The sequence below is a fragment of the Actinomadura sp. BRA 177 genome (genome assembly GCF_013372625.1).
Classification (GTDB): Bacteria; Actinomycetota; Actinomycetes; order Streptosporangiales; family Streptosporangiaceae; genus Spirillospora.
The window spans coordinates 1-19,578 of sequence record NZ_JABXFD010000342.1 but is presented as its reverse complement, the minus strand read 5'-3'; the positions used below and the strand labels follow the sequence as shown (position 1 = coordinate 19,578).

17 protein-coding genes are annotated in these 19,578 nt (G+C 70.9%); 5 read left to right on the top strand and 12 right to left on the bottom strand.

The features are described 5' to 3' along the window. Nucleotides 1-138: 138 nt before the first annotated feature. The 5 genes from HUX53_RS18470 to glgX all read right to left on the bottom strand — a co-directional run bounded on the left by HUX53_RS18470 (nucleotide 139) and on the right by glgX (nucleotide 8,698). Nucleotides 139-1,410: an ATP-binding protein gene (locus tag HUX53_RS18470; RefSeq protein WP_176404454.1), complete on the bottom strand. Its 1,272-nt coding sequence runs from the start codon at nucleotides 1,408-1,410 to the stop codon at nucleotides 139-141. A 99-nt stretch (nucleotides 1,411-1,509) separates the two neighbouring features. Further along, on the bottom strand, nucleotides 1,510-2,181 hold the full coding sequence (locus tag HUX53_RS18465) for a response regulator transcription factor (RefSeq protein ID WP_026402549.1): 672 nt from the start codon (nucleotides 2,179-2,181) through the stop codon (nucleotides 1,510-1,512). Nucleotides 2,182-2,321: 140 nt separating this feature from the next. Beyond that, entirely contained in the window at nucleotides 2,322-4,094 is a 1,773-nt protein-coding gene (treZ, locus tag HUX53_RS18460; RefSeq protein ID WP_176404453.1) for a malto-oligosyltrehalose trehalohydrolase, read from the bottom strand. Next, nucleotides 4,091-6,409 (bottom strand): malto-oligosyltrehalose synthase, encoded by a 2,319-nt coding sequence (gene treY, locus HUX53_RS18455; RefSeq protein ID WP_176404452.1) that lies wholly within the window; start codon nucleotides 6,407-6,409, stop codon nucleotides 4,091-4,093. Before treY ends, treZ begins: the two co-directional genes overlap by 4 nt. A gap of 66 nt (nucleotides 6,410-6,475) precedes the next feature. After that, nucleotides 6,476-8,698 carry a glycogen debranching protein GlgX gene (glgX, locus tag HUX53_RS18450; protein ID WP_309237309.1) on the bottom strand — a complete coding sequence of 741 codons (2,223 nt, stop codon included), beginning with the start codon at nucleotides 8,696-8,698 and terminating at the stop codon, nucleotides 6,476-6,478. A gap of 232 nt (nucleotides 8,699-8,930) precedes the next feature. Here glgX and HUX53_RS18445 point away from each other — a divergent pair, with 232 nt between their 5' ends. Further along, the gene (locus HUX53_RS18445; RefSeq protein ID WP_176404450.1) at nucleotides 8,931-9,242 is read left to right on the top strand and encodes a bacterioferritin-associated ferredoxin; all 312 of its coding nucleotides are present in this window, start codon (nucleotides 8,931-8,933) and stop codon (nucleotides 9,240-9,242) included. 90 nt (nucleotides 9,243-9,332) lie between these two features. After that, nucleotides 9,333-9,830: a bacterioferritin gene (gene bfr / locus HUX53_RS18440; RefSeq protein WP_176404455.1), complete on the top strand. Its 498-nt coding sequence runs from the start codon at nucleotides 9,333-9,335 to the stop codon at nucleotides 9,828-9,830. Between the two features lie 96 nt (nucleotides 9,831-9,926). Here the strand turns inward: bfr and HUX53_RS18435 are convergent, their stop codons facing one another. Next, a complete protein-coding gene (locus HUX53_RS18435; RefSeq protein ID WP_176404449.1) occupies nucleotides 9,927-10,928 on the bottom strand; it encodes an adenylate/guanylate cyclase domain-containing protein in 1,002 nt (333 codons plus the stop codon). A gap of 123 nt (nucleotides 10,929-11,051) precedes the next feature. Continuing rightward, nucleotides 11,052-11,918 (bottom strand): biotin--[acetyl-CoA-carboxylase] ligase, encoded by an 867-nt coding sequence (locus tag HUX53_RS18430; RefSeq protein ID WP_176404448.1) that lies wholly within the window; start codon nucleotides 11,916-11,918, stop codon nucleotides 11,052-11,054. Between the two features lie 73 nt (nucleotides 11,919-11,991). On the opposite strand from HUX53_RS18430, the gene HUX53_RS18425 reads away from it, so the two are divergent. Further along, entirely contained in the window at nucleotides 11,992-12,762 is a 771-nt protein-coding gene (locus HUX53_RS18425) for an enoyl-CoA hydratase/isomerase family protein (RefSeq protein WP_176404447.1), read from the top strand. Here the strand turns inward: HUX53_RS18425 and HUX53_RS18420 are convergent. From HUX53_RS18420 to HUX53_RS18400, 5 genes are all read right to left on the bottom strand, one after another. After that, the gene (locus HUX53_RS18420) at nucleotides 12,759-13,490 is read right to left on the bottom strand and encodes a DUF899 family protein (RefSeq protein WP_176404446.1); all 732 of its coding nucleotides are present in this window, start codon (nucleotides 13,488-13,490) and stop codon (nucleotides 12,759-12,761) included. The two genes, HUX53_RS18425 and HUX53_RS18420, sit on opposite strands and share 4 nt — an antisense overlap. 87 nt (nucleotides 13,491-13,577) lie before the next feature. Next, nucleotides 13,578-14,453 carry a DUF6596 domain-containing protein gene (locus tag HUX53_RS18415; protein WP_309237308.1) on the bottom strand — a complete coding sequence of 292 codons (876 nt, stop codon included), beginning with the start codon at nucleotides 14,451-14,453 and terminating at the stop codon, nucleotides 13,578-13,580. 85 nt (nucleotides 14,454-14,538) lie between these two features. Continuing rightward, the gene (locus tag HUX53_RS41295; protein WP_176404445.1) at nucleotides 14,539-14,856 is read right to left on the bottom strand and encodes a type II toxin-antitoxin system PemK/MazF family toxin; all 318 of its coding nucleotides are present in this window, start codon (nucleotides 14,854-14,856) and stop codon (nucleotides 14,539-14,541) included. Beyond that, on the bottom strand, nucleotides 14,846-15,076 hold the full coding sequence (locus HUX53_RS41290) for a ribbon-helix-helix protein, CopG family (RefSeq protein ID WP_176404444.1): 231 nt from the start codon (nucleotides 15,074-15,076) through the stop codon (nucleotides 14,846-14,848). Before HUX53_RS41290 ends, HUX53_RS41295 begins: the two co-directional genes overlap by 11 nt. 46 nt (nucleotides 15,077-15,122) lie before the next feature. Continuing rightward, complete coding sequence (locus tag HUX53_RS18400) at nucleotides 15,123-17,705, bottom strand: phosphoenolpyruvate carboxylase (protein WP_176404443.1); 2,583 nt, start codon at nucleotides 17,703-17,705, stop codon at nucleotides 15,123-15,125. 132 nt (nucleotides 17,706-17,837) lie between these two features. Between HUX53_RS18400 and HUX53_RS18395 the strand changes: the two genes are divergently transcribed. Together HUX53_RS18395 and HUX53_RS18390 are read left to right on the top strand one after the other, a co-directional pair. After that, on the top strand, nucleotides 17,838-19,430 hold the full coding sequence (locus HUX53_RS18395; protein ID WP_176404442.1) for an acyl-CoA carboxylase subunit beta: 1,593 nt from the start codon (nucleotides 17,838-17,840) through the stop codon (nucleotides 19,428-19,430). A gap of 28 nt (nucleotides 19,431-19,458) precedes the next feature. Next, a partial coding sequence (locus tag HUX53_RS18390) for an acyl-CoA carboxylase subunit epsilon (protein WP_309237310.1) occupies nucleotides 19,459-19,578 on the top strand: 120 nt, incomplete at its 3' end.

Sequence of the window (19,578 nt, the reverse complement as noted above, 5' to 3'; positions counted from 1 at the left end):
CCTGCGCGCGGTCGGCGGCGTGAGAGGGGTATAAGAGACAGCGCCCACCGCGCCAACGGCCACGCGGCCCCCCGCCTGGGCCACCCCCTCGACGCCCACACCGAGGACTACGCCGAGATCTGAGCGGCCTCGCCGGGGTTAGGCGGGGCCCATTACTACTCGTTCGGTGGCTAGGCGGGCTTCGGCGGCTTGGCGTAGGAAGACGCCGAAGACTGCGGGGCGGGACTGGAGGAGTTCCAGGCGGCCTCCGTCCACCACGGCGAGGGAGCGGGCCAGGTAGAGGCCCAGGCCGGTGCCGTGGGCGCCGCTCACGCTGCGGTCGAAGATGCGGGGTTCCAGTTCGGGTGGGATTCCGGTGCCTTCGTCGCCGATCTCCACGACTACCGAGCCGGCGCCTGGTTTGGTGTGAATTGTCACGGTTCCGGCTCCGTGGGCCAGGGAGTTCTCCAGGAGTGTTGCGACTATCTGGGAGAGGCCTTCGGGGTTGGTGAGGCCTACCAGGCCCTGTTCGCCGATTATGCGGACGTCCCGTCCTACCTTGCGGAAGCTGGGGCGCCACTCCTCGACCTGCTGGGTGATCACCTCGTCGATCGGGGACGGGACGGCGCCGCCGGTCGGGTCGTGCCGGGCTCGGGCGAGGAGCTGCTCGACGACGGCGACGAGGCGTTCGGCCTGGGCGACGGCCGCCTCGCCCTCTTCGCGGACGACGTCGGGGTAGTCGGCGGCCTCGATCATCTCCTCCAGGCGCATGGACAGCGCGGTCAGCGGCGTGCGGAGCTGGTGGCTGGCGTCGGTGGCGAACTGGCGGCCGGCGACGACCAGGTCGGTGATGCGGACGGCGCTGCGGTCCAGCACCTCGGCGACCTGGTCGATCTCCGGGATGCCGTAGCGGCGGGGGCGCGGGCGGGCGTTGCCGCTGCCGAGCCGGTCGGCGGTCTCGGCGAGCTCGCGCAGCGGCAGCATGAACTTGCGGGCCTGCACCATCGCCAGGCCGACGGTGACGGCGACGCCGAGCAGCGCCAGGCCGGCGATCAGCAGGATCAGCCGCAGCGCGGCGTCGCGGACCTCCGACGCCGGGCGCGACACCCGGACGCGGACCGCGCCGTGCGTCGCGGTGGCGGTGAGGGCGCGGCCGCGTTTCGGCGGGCCGGCGGTGAGGGTGCGGCCGTCCGGCAGCGTGACGGAGATGTGCCGGCCGGGGTACTCGCGGGCGATGATCGCGCCGGTGACGGGTTGCGGTTTCTCCAGGGCGTACCCGACGCTGCCGGCGATGGAGGACGCCTCCCGGTCGAGCGACCGGCCGGCCTCCTCGTAGACGAGCTTGTGGGCGGCGTAGGCGAGGGGTATGCCGAGCAGGAGGATCGCGACCACCGCCACCGCGAGCGTCGACAGGAGGAGTCGGCGCCTCATCAGGGCTCCTTCGAGGGTGGGGCCGCGGCGCGCGCGGCACGGGGCCGGGGGCCTCTCGGGAAGGTCCCCGGCCGTCCCGCGCGGCCGCGGCGGCCGGTGCTAGTCGCCGCGCTCGAACCGGAAGCCGACGCCCCGCACCGTGGTGATGTAGCGGGGGCTGCCGGCGTCGTCGCCGAGCTTGCGGCGCAGCCAGGAAATGTGCATGTCGAGGGTCTTGGTGGAACCCCACCAGTTGGTGTCCCACACCTCGCGCATGATCTGTTCGCGGGTCACGACCTTGCCGGCGTCCCGGACGAGGACGCGCAGCAGGTCGAACTCCTTGGTGGTCAGCTGGAGCTCCTGCTCGCCCATCCAGGCGCGGCGCGACTCGGCGTCGATCCGCACCCCCTGGACGATCGGGGTCTCGGTGCTGCCCCGGCGCAGCAGCGCGCGCACCCGGGCGAGCAGCTCGGCCAGCCGGAACGGCTTGGTCACGTAGTCGTCGGCGCCCGCGTCGAGCCCGACGACGGTATCGACCTCGTCGGCCCGGGCGGTCAGGATCAGGATGGGCACGCCGTGCCCCTCGGCCCGTACCCGGCGGGCCACCTCAAGGCCGTCCAGCTCGGGAAGGCCGAGATCCAGGACGATCAGGTCCACACCGCCGCCGAGCGCCCGCTCCAGCGCCTGCGGGCCGTCCGGGCTTACTTCGACGGTGTACCCCTCGCGACGCAGCGCGCGGGCGAGAGGCTCGGAGATGGACGTGTCGTCCTCGGCGAGCAGTACTGAGGTCATGAACCGATCGTATGACCATTCTTGACCATTACCGGGCCGCCTCCGCGCTCTTGACCTGCGGTTTGCCACTCGTAGTACATTCGCGAACACGACATAGGCGGCAGTACCCGGGTCTACACCGCATTACGCGTGCGTACGGGTCAGTGAAAAACCGCGATCGAGGCGGCCGGAAGCTCCAGCGCGCCCGTTCCGGAATCGCCGAGTCCGTCGACATCGAGGCGAATTGCCGGATCCGATGCGAGCAGCAACCGCGGGCGGCCACCGGCGGACGCGGCCGGGAGGACGACGGGGACCCCGCCGGCGTTCGCCGCCACGCAGACCTCGCCGCGCCACATCATCAGCCAGCGCGCCCCGTTCTCGTCCAGCTCGACCCTCGTCGCGGTCAGCCGAGGGTCGTTCAACTCGGGCCGGGTGCGGCGCAGCGAGATCAGGGCGCGGTGCCATTCGAGCAGGTCAGCGTGATGCGGGTCGTCGGGCTCGGCCCAGTCGAGGACGGAGCGGCGGAACGTGTCCACAGCCTGTGGATCGGGAACCTCGCCCGTCCAGCCGTGCCGCGAGAACTCCCGCCGGCGTCCCTCGCTGACCGCGCGCGCCAGGTCGGGGTCCTGGTGGTCGGTGAAGTAGCACCACGGAGTGGACGCGCCCCACTCCTCGCCCATGAAGAGCATCGGCGTGAACGGCGCGAGCAGAAGCAGTGCAGCGCCCACTTTGAGCAAGCCTGGGGACGGCAAGAGGGTGCCGATGCGGTCGCCCGAGGCGCGGTTGCCCACTTGGTCGTGGTTCTGCAGAAAGCCGAGGAAACGGTGTGCGGGTGTTTCCCGGACGTTCACCGGACGCCCGTGATGCCGTCCCCGGTAGGCGGACATGGTCCCGTCGTGGACGAAAACCTTGGTAAGGGCCTTCTTCAGCGTTTCCAGCGAACCGAAGTCGCAGTAGTACCCCTGCCGTTCGCCGGTGAGGGCCGCATGCAGGGCGTGGTGGAAGTCGTCGCTCCACTGCGCGTCCAGGCCGTATCCACCGGCTTCCCTGGACGTCACCAGGCGCGGGTCGTTCAGGTCGGATTCGGCGATGAGAAACAACTCGCGCCCAAGATGAGCGGACTCCGCGGCCACCGCACGTCCCATTTCTTCGAGGATGTGCACCGCGCTGTGGTCGGTGATTGCGTGGACGGCGTCGATCCGCAGCCCGTCGAAGTGGTAGTTGCGCAGCCACATCAGCGCGTTCTGCACGACGAACGCGCGAACCCCGTCCGAGCCCTCCTGGTCGAAGTTCACCGCATCGCCCCAGGGGGTGGCGTGGGCGCTGGTGAAGTACGGGCCGAAGCTCCCGAGCCGATTCCCGTCCGGGCCGAGGTGGTTGTAGACGACGTCGAGGATGACGGCCAGGCCGCGCGCATGGGCGGCGTCCACGAATCGCTTCAACCCGTCCGGACCGCCATACGGCTCATGCGGCGCCCATAGGTGGACGCCGTCGTACCCCCATCCGTGATGGCCCGGGAAGGACGCGACCGGTAGCAACTCCACCGCGTCTATCCCGAGCGCTACAAGGTGGTCGAGACGTTCGGCGGCGGCATCGAACGTCCCTTCCGGCGTGAACGTCCCGACGTGCATCTCGTACAGGACGCTCCCAGGGAGTGGACGGCCATGCCAATGCTGGTCTGTCCACGCGAACCGTTCGTGGTCGTAGACACGGCTCTGGCCGTGCACGCCATGGGGCTGCCAGGGCGAACGCGGGTCGGGCAGTACTTCGTCGGCGCCGTCCAAGACGAAGCCGTAGTCCGTCCCATGGCCCGCGTCGGAAACACGGGCCTCCCACCAGCCGGAGGGCTGCGCCTCCATGGGAAGCCTCGCGCCGTCGGCCACGACCTCGACGCGCTCGGCGGCCGGTGCCCACACCGCGAAACGGTTGCTCACCTATCGATCTCCCTGGGGACGAGCAGCGCGACGGGCAGATGCTCGAAGACGCGGCCCGCGTCCAGGATCGGGCCCATGTGCGTGCAGCCGGTCAGCAGATCCCGCCAGCCCTGATGGCGGACGTCCACCCGCGTGCCGTTCCAGCCGCCGCGCTGCTCCAGCCCAACGGGCAGCCGGGTGGCGAGCGCGACCGCGTCGCCCCGGGCGAACCCGACCACGTGATCGGCGGCGGCCCCCCGCGCTGCGACCGGTTCGTGTCGCGACCCCGGTCCGAACCATTCGGGATGCGCCCGGCGCAGCCGCAGCGTCCGTGAGGTGACCAGCAGCTTCTCGTCGTCGACCTCCTTCGGCCGACGGCCGGTGTCGAGCCGGACGAGGTGCTCGCGGCGCCGCCCGTAGTCGACCGGACGCCGATTGTCGGGGTCGACCAGCGCCAAGCCGGTCAGTTCGCAGCCCTGGTAGACGTCCGGAACGCCCGGCATAGCCAGCTGAACGAGTTTCTGTCCCAGCGAGTTCACGCGCGCGTAGGGGGCCAGCTTGGCGACGAACGACGTCATGTCGGTGATGAGGTCGGCATCGGACAGGACGGCCCGCGCATAGGCGAGAACGGACTCCTCGTAGGAAGCGTCTTGCTCGACCCAGGACGTGCGGGTTTTGGCCTCGCGCATCGCCTTGGTGAGGAACTCCTCCAAGCGCCCCTGGGTGATCGGCCATGCGCCGACGAGCGTCTGCCAGAGCAGGTATTCGAGGTCGGGCTCCAGCGGCGATGGAGCGGAACCCCACGTCCGCCAGCGTTCGACCGCTTCCCCCCACTCGCCTGGGATCTCCGCCAGCACCGACAGCCAGGCCCGTACGTCCTCTTCCCGCTTGGTGTCGTGCGTGGAGAGCGTCGTCATCGTCAACGGCCAGTCGCGCGCGAGCCTGATGCAGTACGCGTGGAAGTCCTCTGGGCTGACGGAGAACCGCCCTGGGGCGCCACCCACTTCGTTCAGCGCGGCCATACGGTTCCACCGGTAGAACGCCGTGTCCTCCACGCCCTTGGCCGCGAGCGGCGCGGACGTCTGCTGGAACCGCACGATGAACTCGGCGTCGGTGCGCTCACCACGTCCCAGGGCGAGGTCTACGACGGTCTCCAGGTCGTCGTGCAGTTCCTCTGGCAGATGCGCCCGTGCACGGTCAGCGGACTCGTTCAACACGTCCACGGCCTGCTGCGGTGCGTCCTCCCCCGGCACGACGTACGCGCGGTACACGGGCATGGCGACGAGCAACTCGACCAGAGCCTTTTCCAGGCCGGGACGACGTTCACCCACAGCGCGATGGAGGACGCGCAAGAGCCGGTCTATCTCCGGCTTCAACCCGTGCGTGGCGGCATACAGGCGCGCGTCGTGCTCGACCTCCTCGAACTCACCCGGGTTGCCCGTCAGCGACACGTAGTAGTCGGTGAGCGGCTTCTCCCCCGCCGGGTCGACGAACAGCCCGCCGATCATGCCGAGCGAGTCGTAGCCGGTGGTGCCCGCGCACGGCCAGTCCGGCGGCAGCCGCTCCTCACCCTCGGTGATCTTCTCGACGAGCACCCAGCGGTCCGGCGCGGCCTCCGCCAGGCGGCGCAGGTAGCCGCGCGGGTCGGCGAGCCCGTCCGGGTGGTCGACGCGCAGGCCGTCCACGAGGCCCTGCTCCACCAGGTTCAGCAGCAGCCCGTGCGTGCGCTGGAAGACCTCCGGGTCCTCCTGCCGCAGCCCGATCAGGCCCGATATGTCGAAGAACCGCCGGTAGTTGGGCTCGCCCTCGCCGGGCAGGACGATCCGGCCGCCGCCCGCGTCCCAGTCCACGTCGAACCACTTCGCGAACGGCGAGGCAGGGCCGTCCTCCAGAACCTCGGCGAGCGGCAGGTTCAGCTCGTGCGGCTCCGGGATCGCCATGTGGTTCGGGACGACGTCGACCAGCACCCGCAGGCCGTGCGCGCGGAACCGGGTGGCCATGGCGCCGAACGCCTCGGGCCCGCCCAGCTCGTCCGCGAGCCGGGAGTGGTCGACGACGTCGTAGCCGTGCGCGGAGCCGGGCGCCGCCTGCAGGACCGGCGACAGGTAGACGTGCGACACGCCGAGGGACGCCAGGTAGGGGGCGAGCGCGGCGGCCTCGGCGAACCCGAAGCGGCCCTCGGGCGTCCCGCGGAGCTGGAGGCGGTAGGTACCGGACGGCGGTGCGGCGAAGGCGTCCGCGGCGGGGACGGCCGCTTCTGCGCTGTGATCCTCGGACACGGCTTCCTCTGGGGGGTCGGTGGGGAGCGGTTCCTCGGCGGCGGGTTCGGCGTTCATGTCGTCGGGTGCATGGGTCCGGTCGGGTGCGTGGCGGTCGGGTGCGTGGCGGTCGGGTGCATGGGGTCAGACCCGGCGCAGGACCTGGATCGAGCGGGCGCCGACCGGGACGTTCTCGCGGGCCTTCACGATGGGCGACTCCTCCTCGGCGAGCAGCGGGTCGGCGGTGTCGAGCATCTTGATCCACATCTGCCCGTAGACGGCGGGCGGGAGCGTGAACGCCAGGTCCCCGTCGTGCCCGTTGAACAGCAGCAGGAACGAGTCGTCCCGCACCTGCTGCCCGCGCCGGTCGGGCTCGCCGATCGCGTCGCCGTTCAGGAACACGTTCAGCGACTTGTTGAAGCCCGCCGACCAGTCTTTGTCGGACATCTCCTGCCCGCCGGGCATGAACCACACCAGGTCTGGCAGAACCTCGGACTCCGCCTCCGCCTCGCCCTTGCGCCGGGCGGCCTTGCGGGCGCGCTTCGACCGCTGGTCGCCGAGGAAGAACCGGCGCCGCCGGAAGACGGGATGCTCGGTGCGCAGGGCCGACAGTCGCCGGACGAAGTCGAGCATGAAGCCGCGTTCGTCGAAGCCGTGGTGGTCGGCGGGGTCGGTTGGTCGGGGCGAGCGCGTGTCGTCGCGTAGGCCCGTCCAGTCGACCCAGGAGAGTTTGCTGTCCTGACAGTAGGCGTTGTTGTTGCCGCCCTGCGTCCGGCCTATCTCGTCGCCGTGCAGCAGCATCGGGACGCCCTGCGAAAGGAACAGCGTGGTCAGGAAGTTGCGTTTCTGCCGTTCGCGCAGCGCGACGATGTCCAGGTCGTCCGTCGGGCCCTCATGTCCGCAGTTCCATGACCGGTTGTCGTCGGATCCGTCCCGGTTGTTCTCCCCGTTCGCCTCATTGTGCTTGCCGTTGTAGGAGACGAGGTCGTTCAACGTGAAACCGTCGTGGCACGTCACGAAGTTGATCGAGGCGATCGGGCGGCGGCCGTCGTCGGCGTACAGGTCGGACGAGCCCGTCAGCCGGGACGCGAAGTCCGGCATCGCGCCCGGCTGCCCGCGCCAGTAGTCGCGGGCCGTGTCGCGGTACTGGCCGTTCCACTCCGTCCACAGCGGCGGGAAGTTGCCGACCTGGTAGCCGCCCTCCCCGATGTCCCACGGCTCGGCGATCAGCTTCACCTGCGAGACGACCGGGTCCTGCTGGACGAGGTCGAAGAACGCCGACAGCCGGTCCACCGCGTGCAGTTCGCGGGCGAGCGTCGCGGCGAGGTCGAAGCGGAACCCGTCCACGTGCATCTCGGTCACCCAGTACCGCAGCGAATCCATGATCATCTGCAGCACGTGCGGGCTGCGCATCAGCAGGCTGTTCCCGGTGCCCGTCGTGTCCATGTAGTAGCGCGGGTCGTCCTCGGCGAGCCGGTAGTACGAGGCGTTGTCGATGCCCCGGAACGACAGCGTCGGCCCGAGGTGGTTGCCCTCGGCGGTGTGGTTGTAGACGACGTCCAGGATCACCTCCATGCCCGCCTCGTGCAGCGCCTTCACCATCGCCTTGAACTCCAGCACCTGCTCGCCCCGCTGCCCGGACGAGGAGTACTCGGCGTGCGGCGCGAAGAAGCCGATCGTGTTGTAGCCCCAGTAGTTGCGCAGGCCGCGGCTCGTCAGCGCGTCGTCGTGGACGAACTGGTGGACGGGCATCAGCTCCACCGCCGTCACCCCGATCGACCGCAGATGATCGGTGATCACCGGATGGCCGAGCCCCGCGTAGGTGCCGCGCAGCGCCGGCGGGATGTCCGGATGCCGCGCGGTGAGGCCCTTGACGTGCGCCTCGTAGATCACCGTCTCGTGGTAGGGGATGCGCGGCGGACGGTCGTCCCCCCAGTCGAAGTACGGGCTGACGACCACCGACCGCATCGTGTGCCCGGCCGAGTCCGCGTCGTTGCGCGACCACGGGTCGCCGAAGTCGTAGCCGAAGCAGGACGCGTCCCAGTCGACCTCGCCCTCGACGGCCTGCGCGTACGGGTCGAGGAGCAGCTTCGCCGGGTTGCAGCGCAGCCCGCGGCGGGGGTCGTAGGACCCGTGCACCCGGTAGCCGTACCGCCGGCCCGGCATGACGCCCGGCAGGTAGCCGTGCCAGACGAAGGCGTCCACCTCCGGGAGCGGGAGCCGCGTCTCCTCGCCGTCGCCGGCCGGCCCGTCGAACAGGCACAGCTCCACCCGCTCGGCCACCTCGGAGAAGACGGCGAAGTTCGTCCCCGCGCCGTCGAACCGGGCCCCGAGGGGGTAGGCGTCGCCCGGCCAAACCTGTGCCACTGTCCCGCCCTCCCGTCCGTGGCGCGCCGCGGGACCGGCGGCGGACGGGCCCGGACGGCGCACGCCGGAAGCCCTTCCCCGTGAGGGGTGGATCACACCGATTGGGAGCCTACTGGCCAGAACGGACATACCTGAGCTACCTTAGGCATGCCTTACCTCAATAAGGGCACCCTAAGGGCCAGAGGTCGGGCGCGCCGAGCCAGCTTCAGCCGCACGGAAGGCTCCTACCGGCATGTACGTCTGCATCTGCAACGCCATCACCGAGGATGACGTGCACGGCTGCATGGCGAGCGGTTGCGCGACCGCCAAGGCCGTCAAGGCCGCCTGCGGCTTCAAGCCCGGCTGCGGCATGTGCACCAAGCGCATCCACACCATGGTCAGCCAGTACCGGACGGCCAACGAGCTGGCCGACGCCCTGACCGGCGGCCCCCTCGCCCTGACGGCCGCCCCGGACCCCGTCCCGGCACAACCGGCGCCCCCGGTCGCCGCCGAGCTCACCACCGACCTCGCCGCAGAGGGAGCCGCCCCGCCGACCGCCGCCTGACACCCGCCGCCGCCCGCTCCCCGCATGGACACACGCCGTGCGGGGGGTTAGTGCTGTCCCGAACTGGCCCAGCATGCGAGCATGGGCGGCATGGAAGGCGACAAGGACATCATCGCGCTGCTGAACGACCAGCTCACCGCGGAGCTCACGGCGATCAACCAGTACTTCCTGCACTCCAAGATGCAGGAGAACTGGGGCTTCCTCCGGATGGCCAAGCACACCCGCGACGAGTCGTTCGACGAGATGCGGCACGCGGAGCGGCTCACCAACCGGATCCTGTTCCTGGAGGGGCTGCCGAACTACCAGAAGCTCGGCACGCTGCGGATCGGGCAGACGATCGTCGAGCAGCTCAAGGCCGACCTGGAGATCGAGATGGAGGCCGTGGCGCGGCTGCGGCCCGGCATCGAGCTGATGCGCTCGCGCGGTGACGTCACGTCCGCCCGGCTCTTCGAGCACATCCTCGCCGACGAGGAGGAGCACATCGACTACCTGGAGACCGAGCTCAGCCTCGTCCAGGCGCTCGGCGAGCAGAACTACCTGCAGCGCCTCACCGACTCGCCCGCCGAGAGCGGCCCCAGCGCCTACTGAGCGTCATTGTTCGTGGGGGGGCGACCCCCCACACCCCCCGGCAAGAGCGACTGACCGTCGTCTTCCGCTCCGCTGGAGCTCCGCTCCAGACGCCGGTCAGTCCTCGGTCTTGCGGCGCAGGACGTACGGCTGGATGATGCCGAGGCCGCGGACCGGGCGCCGGACGATGCGCGTCACCTGGTAGGCCGGGTCCTTCTCCAGCTGCGCGGCCAGCTCGCTGTCGATCACGACGGAGCCGGGCCGGGCCAGCGAGGTGAGCCGGGCCGCCAGGTTGACGGTCGTCCCGAACACGTCGCCCATCAGCGGCAGGACGGGCCCGTACGCGACGCCGACCCGCACGTCCGGGACCTCGGTCTCGTCCTGGATGGCCGCCGCCACCGTCAGCGCTATCTCCGCGCCGACCTCCGGCGTCTCCGCGCTGAACAGCACCTCGTCGCCGAGCGTCTTCACCAGCCGGCCGCCGCGGGAGGCGATGATGTCGGCGGCGGTCTCCTCGAACCACTCCACCACGCCGGCGAGTTCGATCTCCTCCAGCTCCCGGCTGACCCGCGTGAACGACACCATGTCGGCGAACCCGACGGTGGTCATCGGGCGGCCCGCCGGGTCGCCGTTGTCCCGGGTCGCCGCGGCGGCCAGCGCCCGCGTGCCGGCCGCGGCGAGCTGGCGCCGCCAGGCGTGCACGACCAGCGGCTCGAACTCGCCGATGTGCTTCTCCGCGATGTCCACGACCGTGTCGACCGCCTCGGCGGACGGCGTGTCGTGCGGGTCCTGGGTCAGCATGCTGCGCAGCAGGCTGACCTGCCATTCCGCGAGCCGCGTCATCGTCTGCCCGTAGGCCCGGACGAGGCGGACCACGCCGTCCTCGTCGAGGATGCCGTCGGCGACGAGCGTGCGGAGCCGGTCCAGCGCCGCGACGTCGCCCTCGGTGTAGGCGACCTCCTCGTCCGGCATGGACGGGTAGCCGAACGCCCGCCAGATCCGGCCGGCGAAGTCCCGGGAGACCCCGGCCCGCCGGACGGCCTGCACGCGGTTGTACCGCAGCTCGCCGCCGAGCAGGAGCTCCTCGATCTGCTTCGGATCGGGCAATCCGGCCGCCATTCTCCGCCCCTCAGTCCGCCGCGGTCCTGGGCCGGGGCGGCGGCGCCATGCCCCGGTACCCCGACATATCGTCGCAGATCAGCAATCGAATCAACGTCCGAACGGGCGATCCTCGTTCCCCGTTCACCGGACGTGCACCACGTCGCCGGCGCTGACCGCGCTCTCCCCGGCCGGTCCCGCGACCACCAGCCGCCCCGCCGGGTCCACGTCCCGCGCCGTCCCGGTCAGCCGCGCGTCGCCGGGCAGCTCCACCCTGACCTCGCGCCCGAGTGTCGTGCACAGGTCACGGTAGGCGGTACGCAGGCCGCCGGCCTCCGGATCACCGTCCAGCGCCGTCCACTCCCGGTACCAGGTCGCGAACTCGCGCAGGATCGCGCGCAGCAGCGGCGCCCGGTCGCTCAGCGGCGCGCCCTCGATCGCCAGGGACGTCGCCGCGGGCACCGGCAGTTCCTCCTCGCGCAGCCCCACGTTCAGCCCGACGCCGATCACCAGGCCGTCCTCGACCTTCTCGGCGAGGATCCCGGCGAGCTTGCGGTCCCCGACGAGGACGTCGTTGGGCCACTTGAGCCGCGCGTCGACGGCCACGTCCTCCTTGTCGCCGAGGAACCGCTCCCCCGTCTGCGACCAGGCGGTCATTCGCCGTACCGCCATGGCGACCGCGACGCCCGTCAGCAGCGACGCCCACCCGAGCCGCGGCACCGGCACCGCGGGCCGCAGCAGCATCGAGAACGCCAGCCCGGACCGCGCCGGCGCCGTCCACGTCCGGCCCTGCCGCCCCCGGCCCGCCGTCTGCAGCTCGGTGACCAGCACCGTCCCCTCCGGTGCCCCGTCCCGCGCGCGCGCCGCGAGGTCGGCGTTGGTGGAGCCGGTCTCGTCCACGACCCGGACCTCGTGCCAGAGCCCCCCGTCCCGGACGAGCGCCCGCTGCAGCGCCCCTTCGTGCAACGGCGGCCGCCCGAGATCCCCATACGCTGATTCCACACCCTCCATCCAACCCCAAAGCCGCCGTGATCTTGGGGCCGCCCGGCAGGGAAGGCGCTCGCCGGTCGTTAGGGTGCGCTCTATGGATGGTGTGACGCTGCGGCGCGACGGGAACGTCGCCGAGATCGTGCTGGACCGCCCCGAGGCCCTCAACGCCCTGTCGACCGCGATGGCGCGGCGGCTCGCCGACGTCTGCGCCGAGGTCTCGTCGGACGCGGCCGTCCGCGCCGTCGTCCTGAGCGCCTCCGGCGAGAAGGCGTTCTGCGTCGGCGCGGACCTCAAGGAACGCAACGCGATGACGGACGACGAGATCCTCGCGCAGCGCCCGGTCTTCCGCGCCGCGTTCGGCGGCGTCCTGAACCTCCCGCAGCCGGTCATCGCCGCCGTGCACGGCTACGCGCTCGGCGGCGGCTGCGAGTTCGCCCTCTCCACGGACCTGATCGTCGCGGACGAGACCGCGGTGTTCGGCCTGCCCGAGGTGAGCGTCGGCCTCGTCCCCGGCGGCGGCGGAACGCAACTGGCGCTCCGCCGCCTGGGCCCCGGCCGGGCCGCCGACCTGGTCTTCACCGGCCGCCGCCTGAGCATCGACGAGGCCCTCGCCTACGGCCTGGTAGACCGCAAGGTCCCGGCCGGCAGCGCGCGTGAGGAGGCCCTCACGCTCGCCGGTGTGATCGCGCAGAACTCCCCGATCGCCGTCCGCGCCGCCAAACGAGCCCTCCGCCAGGGCGCCGGCGTCTCCTTGGACGCCGGCCTGGACCTGGAGGAGAACGCCTGGCGCACCGCCGCCATGTCCCCCGACCGCCGCGAAGGCATCGCCGCCTTCACCGAAAAGCGCAAACCCAACTGGGGTTAGCCGAGGTCGTCGGAGTGGCCGGCCTCCAGGCGGGGCCATTGGGCGGTGGGACGGCCGTTGGTGCGGAAGAAGCCGGCGTTGACCGAGCCGGCGCGCGGCCAGCCGGCGGGTGAGTCCTCCCAGGCCTCCTGGCGTCCGTAGACGGTCATGTCCATCAGGGAGTAGGCGATGTCCATCGCCTCTACGCCGCGGCCGTTCGTCCAGTAGGTCTCGAAGACGCGGTCGCCGTCCCGTAGGTAGCAGACGAGGTGGAACATGCCGGCCTTGCGTCCGGTCAGGAGGGTTTCGACGGAGTCTTGGGCGGAGTACCAGGGCATCGTCCAGCCCATGAAGTCGCGGTAGCGGACGCTCTCCTCGTACGGGCCCTGGCAGAACGTCGCGTAGGTGATGCCGGCGGCGTGCAGGTTCGACAGCTCGCGAACCTGCCCGTTGTAGTACGTGCAGCCCTCGCACTGCTCGGTGGCGGGACGGCCGGTGCACCACATCATGTAGTAGGCGATCAGCTGGCGGCGGCCCTCGAACGCGTCGAGGAGGGTCACGGGGCCGTCCGGGCCGACCAGCGGGGTCTTGGCGTCCACCTCCACCATGGGGAGGCGGCGTCGGGCCGCCGCGATCGCGTCGCCCGCATGGGTGTGCGCCTTCTCCCGGACGCGCAGGGCGTCCAGTTCGGCCTGGAAAGCGGCCCGGTCGACCACGTCGGGCATCGGCTGTGTCGTGTGGGTGCTCATGGAACTTCCCTTCCTCTTGGTGGACCTTCACCCCACCGACGAAGGGCATCCGGCTCGGATCGACATCGCCGAGCAAAAAATTTCGGGTCAGGGGTCGCGGCGGCGTTTCGACAGGTAGCGGCGTTCGGCTTCGGTCGGCGCCAGCTCTAGCGCTTCCTTGTAGGCGACCCTGGCCTCAGTTACGCGGCCGGCCCGGCGGAGCAGGTCGGCGCGGGTCGCGGGCAGGAGGTGGTAGCCGGAGAGGCGCCCGGATGCCGTGAGTTCGTCCACCAAGGCGAGGCCAGCGGGGATGCCGTCCGCCATCGCTACCGCTACGGCGCGGTTGAGGTCCACGACCGGGGACGGCGTCAGGCGGGCCAGTTCGGCGTACAGGGCTTTGATCTGCGGCCAGTCCGTGCTCGCCGGGTCGGGCGCGGTGGCGTGGCAGGCGGCGATGGCGGCCTGCAGCTGGTAGGGACCGGCGCTCCGCATGGCCAGGGCCTTGTCGAGTGTCGCGACGCCCTCGGCGATCAAGCTCTGGTCCCAGCGGGAGCGGTCCTGGTCCTCCAGGGTGACCAGGACGCCGTCCTGCGTGCGCGTTTCCTGGCGGGCCTCGTGCAGGAGCATCAACGCGAGCAAGCCGTGCGGTTCCGGTTCGGCCGGCATCAGCCGGACGAGGGTCCGGGCCAGGCGGATGGCCTCGGCCGTCAGGTCCCGTTGCGGATCCTGCTCGTCGTAGCCCTGGTTGAAGATCAGATAGAGGACGGCGAGGACTGCGGCGAGCCGTTCCGGGAGCAGTTCGGCGGGCGGGACCCGGTAGGGGATGCCGGCCTCCTGGATCTTGCGCTTCGCGCGGACGAGGCGCTGCGCCAGCGCGGGCTCGGCGGTCAGGAGGGCGCGGGCGATCTCGGCGGTGCTCAGCCCGGCGAGCGTGCGCAGGGTCAGCGCGACCCGGGCCGGGAACGGCAGCGCCGATGGCAGCACGTGAAAATCAGCGCAGCCACGACTCCCAGCCGCGGCACCGCCTTCAAGAGCCGCGCAGGCCCAACTGGCCTAGCTCGGCCGAGAGTTAAAAGGCTAGGCCCAGCACCGTGAGCAGCGCGGCGTCCACCGCACGAAGTTCGTTGAAGGACAGGGTTCCGACCTGGCTGCCCAGCCGCTGCGGGTCGATGGCCGCCGTCTGCTCAGCCAGGACTCGCGTGGTCTTGCCCGCTACTTCTACTTCGGGACGGAATGACGCCGGGCGCGCACTCGTGGATGTCGGAGCGACGAGCCAGGTGGAAAGTGGGAGCAGATCTGATTGCACGACCACGGCATACCTGTGGCCCTGCTGCTCATGTCCCTTGGCACCCCGAGGGTTGAGGAACTTGTAGACGTCACCACGCACGCAGGCTCTCCATGTCCGCGAGAACCGCGGCGGCCTCGGCACGGTCGTCCGGGTCCGCTGCCAGCGACTCCGCTTCGGCCCGGAGTTTGTTCGCGCGACGGCGTTGCGCAGCCTCCTGGATGGCTTCGCGGATCGCGGCAGACCGGTCAACGCCGTCCTCAGTGAGTTCATCAAGGGCTCGCTCGGTCTGCTCATCGGCCCTGATCGTGATAGTGGACATACGCACAGCGTAGCACGTCGCGTACTACAAATTGTAGTACGCAGTGTCAGCCGGTGTTCTGGAGGCCGGCGGCTACGCCGTTGACGGACAGCAGGAGCAGGTCTTCCAGGTGGGCTCGTTCTTCTTCGTTCTCCACGCCTGCCCGCAGGGCCTTCAGGGCTCGTAGTTGGAGGTGGGAGAGGGCGTCCACGTAGGGGTTGCGGAGTTCGACTGCGCGCGAGAGGACGCGGCGGTTCTCCAGGAGACGTTCGTGGCCTGTTACCGCCAGGACCAGGCGGCGGGTGCGGTCGTACTCGGACAGGACGGTCTCGGAGAGTTCGGGACGTTCGCCCAGCGCCAGGTAGCGTTCGGCGATCGCGCGGTCGGACTTGGCGAGGCTCATCTCGGCGTTGTCGAGGAGGGTGTTGAACAGCGGCCACGCCTCGTAGGCCTCGCGCAGGGCGGTGAGGTCGCGGCCGTCGTCCGACACGGCGGCGAGGCCGCTGCCCAGGCCGTACCAGCCGGGGAGGTTGACGCGGGTCTGCGTCCAGGCGAACACCCAGGGGATCGCGCGCAGGTCCTCCAGGCCGCGGGCGGCCTTACGGCGGGCCGGGCGGGAGCCGATGCGGAGTTCGGAGATCTCCTCAAGCGGGCTGACCTGGGCGAACCAGACGGCGAAGTCCTCGGTCTCGATGAGCGCGCGGAACGCCGTCTTCGCCGCTTCGCCGATCTTGTCGGCGAGGGGGCGGAAGCGGTCGGCGGCCTCGCGGGCGCGGTCCTGGACGGCATCGGTCGAGGCCAGCAGGACGGCGCTGGTGACCTGCTCGACATGGCGGCGGGCGATCTCGCGCTGGCCGTAGCGGGCGAAGATGACCTCGCCCTGCTCGGTGACCTTGAACCGGCCCGCGACCGAGCCGGGGGCCTGCGCGAGGATCGCGCGGTTGGCCGGGCCGCCGCCGCGGCCCAGGGAGCCGCCACGGCCGTGGAACAGGGTCAGCTTGATGTCGTGCCGGGCCGCCCACGCGGCGAGTGCCTCTTGCGTGTCGTACAGGAGGAGGGTGGCGCTGGCCGGGCCGAGCTGCTTGGCGGAGTCGGAGTAGCCGAGCATGACCTCCAGGCGGCGGCCGGTGTCGTCCAGGCGGCGCTGCACGGCGGGGATTTCGAGCATCCCGTCGAGGACGGCCGGGGCATGCTGCAGGTCCTCGCCGGTCTCGAACAGCGGGACCACGTCCAGGACCGGCGCGCCGTCGCCGAGGGACGCGGCGAGGGCGTGCACGTTCGCGATGTCCTCGGCGGAGCGGGTGAAGGAGATGACGTAGCGGTGGCAGGCGCGGACGCCGAACCGTCCCTGGATCCACGCGACGACGCGGAGGGTCTCCAGGATCTCGTCGGTCATCTCGGAGTGTTCGCCGTCGAGTTCGGCCAGGGCCTTCTCGTGCAGTTCCGAGTGCTGGCGGATCTCCAGTTCGGCCAGGTGGAAGCCGAACGTCTCCACCTGCCAGATCAGCTGCTGGACGCGGCCGTAGGCCTGCCGGGCCGCGCCCGCGCCGGCGAGGGAGTCCTGCACGGCGCGCAGGTCGGCCAGCAGCTCGTCCGGGGACGCGTAGGCCAGGTCGGCGTCGCGGTCGCGGGTCGCGGCGATGCGGGCGGCGGCGTGCAGCAGGACCTGGCGGTGCGGTTCGCCGGGCGAGCGCTTGCCGATCTCGGCGATCAGCCTCGGGTGCGCGGTGCGCGCGGCTGCCAGGACGTCCAGCAGGGCGGGCGCGGCGGGCGTGGTGATCTCGTGGACGGTCAGCTCGCGGCCGATCCGGGCGCACGCGTTCTCCAGGGCGTGCAGGATGTGCTCCGCCTGGATCATGACGGCGTCCCGGGTGACCTGCGCGGTGACGTAGGGGTTGCCGTCGCGGTCGCCGCCGATCCAGCTGCCGAACCGCAGGTACGGGCGGGCCTTCGGCGGACGGGTGCCGGTGTCCTCGCCGTCGAGGGCCCGGTCGAGGGAGCGGTAGATGTGCGGGACGACCCGGAAGATCGTCTCGTCGAACGCGGCCATCGCGGTGCGGACCTCGTCCAGCGGGTCGAGCTGGGTGTGCCGGCGCAGCGCCGTCCGCCACAGGAGGTCGATCTCCTCGCGGAGGCTCCGCTCGGTCTCTTCGAGCTCGGACGCGCCGGGCGCGTCGTTCAGGTGCGTCAGCAGGTCGCTGATCCGCTGGATCGCGGTGACGACGGCGCGGCGGCGCGCCTCGGTCGGGTGCGCGGTGAAGACCGGCCGGAATTCGAGGCCCTCGATGACGCCGTCCAGGCGGCCGTCGCCCGAGGCGCGGATCTGCTCGATCGAGGCGGCGACGGAACCGGGGACGGTGTCGCCGGTGTCGCGTTCCCGCAGCGTCCGGATGCGGTGGTGCTCCTCGGCGAGGTTCGTCAGGTGGAAGTAGACGGTGAACGCGCGGGCGACCTGCCCGGCGCGCTCCAGCGTCCAGCCGTCGGCGAGGGCGGCGACCTCCTCGATGCCCGTCTCGCCGCGGCGGGCCGCGATCACCGCGTGGCGGAGCCGCTCGACGTCGTCCAGCAGCCCTTTGCCGCCGTACTCCACGAGGGAGTCGCCGAGCATCGCGCCCAGCAGCCGCACGTCGCGGCGCAGCGGTTCGGGCATGTCCTGACGAAAGGTGTCACGCGTCTTCGTAGCCACCCGACAAGCCTAACGAGCGCGGACGGGACGGGCTTCGTCCCGGTCACCGGCACCCGGCCGCACGTCCCGGATCAGCGGCCGGTTACCCTGACCGGCATGGCGACGGAAGCCCCTGAACCCCCCGTGGACTACGACGTCCACACCACGGCGGGAAAGATCGCGGACCTGGAGCGGCGCCGGTACGAGGCGGTGAACGCCGGCTCGGCGCGCGCCGTCGAGAAGCAGCACGCCAAGGGCAAGATGACGGCCCGGGAGCGGATCGACGCGCTGCTCGACCCCGGCTCGTTCGTCGAGTTCGACGAGATGGCGCGGCACCGCTCCACCAACTTCGGGATGGAGGGCAACCGCCCGTACGGCGACGGCGTCGTCACCGGGTACGGCACGGTGGACGGCCGGCCGGTCGCGATCTTCAGCCAGGACTTCACCGTCTCCGGCGGGTCCCTCGGCGAGGTGTTCGGCGAGAAGATCGTCAAGGTCATGGACCACGCGATCAAGACCGGCTGCCCGGTGATCGGCATCAACGACTCCGGCGGCGCGCGGATCCAGGAGGGCGTGGTCGCGCTCGGCCTGTACGCGGAGATCTTCAAGCGGAACGTGCACGCCTCCGGCGTCATCCCGCAGATCTCACTGGTCATGGGGCCGTGCGCGGGCGGCGCGGTGTACTCGCCGGCGATCACCGACTTCATCGTCATGGTCGACCAGACGTCCCACATGTTCATCACCGGGCCGGACGTGATCAAGACGGTCACCGGTGAAGAGGTCACGATGGAGGAGCTGGGCGGGGCGCACTCGCACAACTCCAAGTCCGGCGTCGCCCACTACCAGGGGTCGGACGAGGACGACGCGATCGAGTACGTCAAGGCGCTGCTGTCGTACCTGCCGTCCAACAACCTGTCGGACGCGCCCGCGTTCGACGTGCCGGTGGACGTCACCGAGCTGGACGAGGAGCTCGACACCCTCATCCCCGACTCGCCGAACCAGCCCTACGACATGCACACCGCGATCGAGCGGGTGCTGGACGACGGCGAGTTCCTGGAGGTCCAGGAGCAGTACGCGCCGAACATCATCGTCGGCTTCGGCCGGGTCGAGGGCCGCTCGGTCGGCATCGTCGCGAACCAGCCGATGCAGTTCGCCGGGACGCTCGACATCGACGCGTCCGAGAAGGCCGCCCGGTTCGTCCGGACCTGTGACGCGTTCAACATCCCGGTGCTGACGTTCGTGGACGTCCCCGGCTTCCTGCCCGGCACCGACCAGGAGTGGAACGGCATCATCCGGCGCGGCGCGAAGCTGCTGTTCGCCTACGCCGAGGCCACCGTCCCGCTCGTCACGATCATCACGCGGAAGGCGTACGGCGGCGCGTACGACGTCATGGGGTCCAAGCACCTCGGCGCCGACATCAACCTGGCGTGGCCGACCGCGCAGATCGCGGTGATGGGCGCGCAGGGCGCGGTCAACATCCTGTACCGGCGCGACCTCGCCGCCGCGGACGACGCGGACGCCCGCCGCGCCGAGCTGATCACCGAGTACGAGGACACGCTCGCCAACCCCTACATCGCGGCCGAGCGCGGCTACATCGACAACGTGATCAAGCCGTCCGAGACGCGCGGGCAGGTCGTGCGGGCGCTGCGGGCGCTGCGCGACAAGCGCCAGACGCTGCCGCCCAAGAAGCATGGGAACATCCCACTGTGAGGCCGACTCTCCCGGAAGGCCGGATTTCGTGACCGCTGAGCAGAAGCCCTTCCTGCAGGTCGTCCGCGGCGACGCGAGCCCGGAGGAGATCGCGGCGCTCGTCGCCGTGCTGACCGCCCGCGCCCTCGCCGCCGCGGACGACCTGCAG